The sequence below is a fragment of the Microcoleus sp. Pol12B3 genome (assembly GCF_036701355.1).
Taxonomy (GTDB): Bacteria; Cyanobacteriota; Cyanobacteriia; order Cyanobacteriales; family Microcoleaceae; genus Microcoleus.
The window spans coordinates 173,350-179,916 of record NZ_JAUBQS010000006.1 but is presented as its reverse complement, the minus strand read 5'-3'; the positions used below and the strand labels follow the sequence as shown (position 1 = coordinate 179,916).

Genomic DNA, 6,567 nt, shown 5'->3' with positions numbered 1-6,567 from the left:
CCCTCTGTTTGATGCAATTGAGCTTGGGATTGTTCTAATAAACCCTCTGTTTGATGCAATTGAGCTTGGGATTGTTCCAACTCTTGTTGAGTCTGATGTAATTGAGACTGTGATTCTTCTAATACAGACTCAGTTTGATGTAGTTGAGACTGTGATTCTTCTAATACGAACTCAGTTTGATGTAGTTGAGACTGGGAGTTCTCTAAGGCAACTATACCAAAAATATCCTGCTCCCACGCCAAGTTAACCAAGTTAGAAAAATTAAAGGAATATTGATCGCTTAACTTTTGAGCTATCTCTTTGTTGCTATACATCTGGTAAAGGACATCAAAACAAAAATATCTCTGTGCATCACGGTTAACCCTAAAAGCCACCATAGCCAGAATGAAGGGAGCTAAATCTCTATCTATTTTATTTAGTTTTGTGGAAATGCTCACTTCATTTATATTGGCTGTCACGGGAAAAATGTTTAATAAATTATCAATTATCTCGGGATTTAGATAGCTCTTTAAAATCTGGATTAATTCCAAAAAATGTCTACTACTGTTCTCAGGTTTATTAGCACTCGCTTGACTTTGATGAATGCGGAATTTAACCAAATTTTCAGGCTTTATATGAATTTCATGTTTCATGCACAATCTTATCCAGAAATCAAAGTCTGGCAACTGAGCATATCGCTCGTCATACAAACCCATCTCGTCATAGCAAGCTTTGCGAATTAGAACACTGGGGTGACACAAGCAGTTATCATTCAAGAAAAAATGCCTTAGCCACTCAAATCTTGTTCTATTAGGTTGTCTGAATATCTGATTGGAAGGGTGAGCGTAACCCAAATCATTTCCGTAATCATCTATAATTTCGGCATAACTAAACACCGCCCCTATTTCTGGATGTTCATCTAAAAATTTCACCTGTTTTTCCAGTTTATCAGGCATCCACGCATCATCAGAGTTGATTACTGCTATGTATTCACCTTTTGCCTCTTTTATACAATTATTCATCGCCGTACAAACGCCCTGATTCTGTGAAAAACAAAATAGTTTAATTCGCGAATCGGCAAACTTTTTGATAACCTCTACAGTTCCATCCGGTGAACCATCATCAGTAATTATAAATTCAAAGTCCTGATATGTCTGGCTTAAAACAGTTTCAATCGTTTCTGCTACATACTTCTCATGGTTATAGGAAGCCATCACAACTGATACTTTTGGCATAAATTCTCTACCTTTAAATTTTTAAAATTGTATACCGATAATTTAGAGGGATATTTTCTTCTAAATTAAAATGAGACGAATTGAACAGCATTGATTATTATCAATACGTTCAAATATTTGGCTCTCCTAATTTAACTAATTGAGAAAGAGGCAAATTTTATAATTTCCCTCTGACTTTTTCACCCCGTGCAACGACTAACTGGAGCATATCACAAATTTGGCTAATTTCGCCTAACCCCACTGCGGTACCTGTAGGCAGCAGCAACACCCGTTGCACCAGTTTCTCTGTTTCTGGCAGTAATAATCCTGCATGGGGAAAGTAAGAGCGATAAGGTTCCATACGATGGCAGCCAGGATAGAAGTAGCGACGAGCAAGAACGTTCTCCGCAAAGAGAATATTTATTAGTTGGTCACGAGTAACTTGAGTCACAGACTCATCAACCTCTAGTACAATGTATTGATAATTACATCTTTCTGTTTCTCCGTAAGTAAATAAGGAAATGCCAGGAATCCCAGCTAGTTGATGCTGATACTGCTGGTAATTGGCATAATTGATAGAGATAAAGTCATCAAGACTCTCCAGGGATGTTAATCCCATTGCAGCCGAAACTTCGCTCATTTTACCATTAGTGCCGATGTAAACAACATTATCATAACCAGCAAAGCCAAAGTTTTTCATCAAACGTATTTTAGCAGCTAGTTCGTCGTTATTGGTGACGATCGCGCCGCCCTCGAAAGTATTGAAAAATTTGGTAGCATGGAAACTGAAGACTTCCGCCTCACCAAAGTTACCAATCATCTGTCCTTTGTATGAGCAACCAAAAGCATGGGAAGCGTCAAACATCAACTTGAGGTTGTGTTTCCGAGCAATCTCGGTTAAGGCTTCTACATCACAAGGTTGCCCCCATACATGAACTCCTATAATACCACTGGTGCGTGGCGTAATCATTTCCTCTACGCGCCAAGGGTTGAGGGTGTGGGTGCGACGGTGTACATCGCAAAAAACGGGCGTGATTTCTTGCCATTGTAGGGCGTGAGGTGTCGCGATGAACGTGAAGGAAGGTACAATCACCTCACCAGAAAGCCCTGCTGCTCTAATGGCAAGTTCCAGCGCTACTGTTCCGTTACAGGTGGCGATACAGTGCTTGACCCCTAGCAAGCTACTGATTCGCTCTTCTAATTCTTGCACATAAGGGCCGTTGTTGGTTAGCCATCTCCTGTCTAGGATATCATTGATGCGTTTGAGGAGGGAGGCGCGATCGCCGATGTTGGGCTTTCCCACATGGAGTGGTTCGTTAAATGCTGGCTTACCGCCAAATATAGCTAAGTCTTCTAGTTGCATTAATTTCTGGGCATTGATAATAATTCAAAATGTAATTCAAACTTTTTGCTGCCTAGATTAATTTCTAGTCCTGTGTATCCAGGAAAAGTTAAACAACGAATTAGCTTAATCAAATCTCGACCGTTCATCGATTCCCAGTTAGCGTTTTGTTTGAAATTGAAAAAGTCTTTTTTTGTATGATAGCTACCCCCTTCTGCCTGATGATAAGCAGGAATATCTTCACCATTAACAATTTTTTTGTAGTTTTCTAAAAACAAATCTTTTTCAGCTTTTCTAACTCTTTCAAACAAACTACCTCCTGTGTCAATAGGAAAATATTCAACCTGAGTTTGAGCAACTATTGACCCTTCATCTATACCTGTATTAATTTCATGTAAAGTTGCACCTGCAGGGGTTTCTTCCCATAAAGCCCAAAATATAGGATAATATCCTCGTCCCCAAGGTAAATAACCTGGGTGAAGATTGTAAATTTTTGAATATTTGGAGAGAATTTCTGATTTAAAGATGACAGGATAGTGTACAGAAAATCCTATTTCTGATGGCTGAAAATCAATGAAATTAGGATTAGATGTTTCTACGGCTAGATTATAACTGACGGCTATATTGGCGATCACCTCATCTGTGGTAAATACTCGGGCGATAAATTCAGTGGATACATTTTGTAATGTCCATATACCTAAATCGCCTCCTAAATACAAGTCAACTTTTGTCATAACAGTTAATTATTTTTCTGCCTCACAGATGAGTAAAGAGTCTTTACGAGTTTCTAGGTTCCTCAATTCGGGTATGTCGCTATTTCCCCACTCAACATCTCTAATTATAGTAAAGCCTGCTTCCTGCAACCTGCGATGTAATTCCTCTCGATCGTACAACCACTGATGTCCCCACCACCGAAAAGAAATATTAAGCATCTCGGCGCGCGTTTTAATAAATTGATACTCAGGCCATTTTAACCAATCTTGATCTTTCCAGTTGCCTAAGTAACACTTTTCAATTATCTGATCCAAAGATGGCATCGCTATCCGCATTACACCTCCTGATTTAAGCAATCGGTAACATTCTTTAAGAAAGCTTAAACCTGCTTCTGCTGATAGATGCTCTAAAAAGTGTTCGTGGTGAATTAAACTACAAGAATCATCATCATAAGGCAGTCCTTTGGTAATGTCTAATTGTAGGTCAGTAATGCCAGGATGAAGCATCTCATCTATATTTATCCATCCGACCAGTTTAACTTGACCACATCCTATGTGGAGTTTATACCCAATCAATATATCTGGAAAAAAGTGATTTATTTTATGAGTAAATTGTAATCCTGATTTTACTTGTTGTAAATAAGATCGCGATCTCTCCAAATCCTCTTGAATATCTTGTAATTTTTTTTGGTCCATAGTCGTGGTAGCCAACCCCTGATAGCGCTTTTGCACCCCATTCTACTACATAGGGTAAGTTTTGCCGGATCGCCCCCAAGGAACTCAGGCTGTTGCCTTACCAACCATACCAGACTTTAACCCCTCTGAGGATGTTCCCATAAAATCAGGTATTATAGATGGCAGATCGCCCCCAACCCGTAAGCCATCGAGCTTAACAATAGATATTACCCCAAAAATCCACACACGAAGACGATCGCACTCAGGCGCTCGACCAACACGCGCGATCGGGTAAACTAGAAAGGTTGAGCGCATCCCCGTGCCATTGACTCAGGGCATAACTATAGCCTTTCTCATAAAGATGGAGTACGCCGAAACTTTGTGTTGCCAAGCTTTTGAAGTTGAATTGTGTACCTCATCTACCAAAGAACCGCTATAACGTTGACCTCACTCTCACTGAGGATGACCCATTACTAAACTAACGAAAAAAAAATAGTTACGGATAGACGCTATGACAATCGAGCAAGACGATAATTTAATCTTGGTGATAGACGACCATTCGTGGTCTGATGACTGCGGACTCAGAATCCAAGGATGGATTCTGAGCAAGCAAGAAGGAATGCTAGATGAAGTAGCAGTGTGCGTGGGAAATACTTGCGTGCCAATTACTACATGGTATCCCCGCCCTGATGTGACCGCAGCGTATCCCCAATACTACAGTGATAACTGTGGTTTTGTTGTGAACCTCGATTATACCGACAAAGGTCTAGTCATCTTTGAGGCTAAAATTCAAGGAAAAATATTGACTAAAAGGGTAGCCATAGGTGAAACAATAGAGGCTCCTCATAGAACTATTGTTACCGAAGAAAATGAGGTGTCCAACCAATATTTTAAGCTCGATCTAGGCTGTGGCTCCAACAAACAACCAGGAACTTTGGGGTTAGATATCATCAACCAACCAGGAGTTGACTATGTAATAGATTTGCAGAAGGAGAAATTGCCATTTCCCAACCGGAGCGTTGATTATGTTTATTCGGCTCATTTCTTAGAACATCTAACTCCACCTGCACCCATACCTATATTCCAAGAAATTAACCGTGTTGCTACTGACGGAGCGCATTTAGAGTTTTGGACACCCTTTATGTGGCACAACTCAGGATTTATTTTCGGACATACGCAATACTACAATGAAGATCATTATATGCACCTCTGCGTATGGTTCTCGGACTTTTGGCAAAGAGGTCTTGGGGCTAGATGGCTTCTCAAGGAGTTCGTCTACGTTGTAGATCCAGAAGTTTTAACAGAACTGTACAAGAACAAAATTCAACTTGAATTTGCTATTAAGTATTATAAAGGTGTTGTGAATGAATTTGGAGTTATAATCGAAGTTCGTCACGACTATAAAGGACAGACAATATATCCTAAACGAACCTTTACTACAGAGCGGAACAGAGAACGACACCTGCTGCGTCCTTCTTCCAAAACGATTGATGAAAACGAGTTGCAGCAAGCAATCAATTGGTTTTCAGGAACTGAATAAAAAAGCTTTTGTCGATCAAAAAATGTCGTTCATCTCAGATAAAAATTTGAATACTTGGAAGTATGTAAGTGGCAAGAGAACAAGATGAAAATTATATGTGGTACATTGACGAATTTTGGTCTGACGACGGGGCAATAAATATTAGCCAAAAAATAAGTAAACGAGGACGATTGCACTCAAGCGATAGACCAAAACGCGCGATCGGGTAAACTAGAAAGGTCGATCGGGGTGTATCCTTGTAACGATGTTGAGTCAAAGCCCAACCTCAGCATCAGAGCAAAGAGCTAGACTGAGTACAGAAAAAATAGTAACTTAAAGTCGATCAAGATCGAGCAACTTTTTAATCATGGAGGTTAACTGTGGATTTTCAGCAAGTACGGAAAGACGTTGCTTTTCAATACATCAAGGGCGAGGGGATAGAAGTAGGAGCCCTTCATGCTCCTCTTCAAGTTCCTGAAGGGGTCAAGGTTCATTACGTCGATAGAATGTCTGTTAGCGATTTGAGGCAGCAATACCCAGAATTAGGGGCGGTTGGTTTAGTAGAGGCGGACATCGTAGATAATGGTGAAACTCTCTCATCCATAGCTGACAACTCTTGGGATTTTGTCATTGCCAATCACATGATAGAACACTGTCAAAATCCGATCAGGGCCCTGGAAAACTTTTTGAGAGTTGTCAAACTGGGAGGACTCGTATATATGGGCGTGCCGGACAAACGCTATACATTTGATATCGGTCGCCCCCTGACTACCCTAGACCACCTAATTCGGGACTACAAAGAAGGGCCGGAATGGTCTAAGCTAGGTCATTACGACGAGTATGTCAGGCTAGTTGACAAAGTTCCTGAAGAACAAGTGGCGGGGCGCATGGAATATCTGCTAGATATAGATTACAGCATTCATTTTCACGTCTGGACAGCAGAGACTTTTCCCGAATTGCTCGCATACTGTCAAGAAAATTTATCTCACCGTTTTGAGATCGAATACTTGCATCAAAATTTTGGGGAGCTGATTGTGATTCTCAGAAAAATGCCAGAACCAAACAATTAGTGACCAACAGTTGTTATTTGTAGCCACAAATCAAGTGTGCTCTCTCTCAAAAACC

General features: G+C 40.4%; 6 protein-coding genes. 2 read left to right on the top strand and 4 right to left on the bottom strand.

Annotated features, from left to right (window positions below; all coding sequences use genetic code 11):
• The 4 genes from QUA53_RS05120 to QUA53_RS05105 all read right to left on the bottom strand — a co-directional run.
• A partial coding sequence (locus tag QUA53_RS05120) for a glycosyltransferase (protein ID WP_333094774.1) occupies positions 1-1,214 on the bottom strand: 1,214 nt, incomplete at its 3' end.
• A 157-nt stretch (positions 1,215-1,371) separates the two neighbouring features.
• Positions 1,372-2,556, bottom strand: coding sequence for a DegT/DnrJ/EryC1/StrS family aminotransferase (locus tag QUA53_RS05115; protein WP_333094773.1), 1,185 nt, complete (start codon positions 2,554-2,556; stop codon positions 1,372-1,374).
• Positions 2,556-3,269 (bottom strand): formyltransferase family protein, encoded by a 714-nt coding sequence (locus QUA53_RS05110; protein WP_333094772.1) that lies wholly within the window; start codon positions 3,267-3,269, stop codon positions 2,556-2,558. Before QUA53_RS05110 ends, QUA53_RS05115 begins: the two co-directional genes overlap by 1 nt.
• 9 nt (positions 3,270-3,278) lie before the next feature.
• Positions 3,279-3,980: a methyltransferase domain-containing protein gene (locus QUA53_RS05105; RefSeq protein ID WP_333248720.1), complete on the bottom strand. Its 702-nt coding sequence runs from the start codon at positions 3,978-3,980 to the stop codon at positions 3,279-3,281.
• Positions 3,981-4,434: 454 nt separating this feature from the next.
• Between QUA53_RS05105 and QUA53_RS05100 the strand changes: the two genes are divergently transcribed.
• Positions 4,435-5,463, top strand: coding sequence for a class I SAM-dependent methyltransferase (locus QUA53_RS05100; RefSeq protein ID WP_333094768.1), 1,029 nt, complete (start codon positions 4,435-4,437; stop codon positions 5,461-5,463).
• Positions 5,464-5,822: 359 nt separating this feature from the next.
• Positions 5,823-6,512 carry a methyltransferase domain-containing protein gene (locus QUA53_RS05095; RefSeq protein ID WP_333094767.1) on the top strand — a complete coding sequence of 230 codons (690 nt, stop codon included), beginning with the start codon at positions 5,823-5,825 and terminating at the stop codon, positions 6,510-6,512.
• The last annotated feature ends 55 nt before the right edge of the window (positions 6,513-6,567 follow it).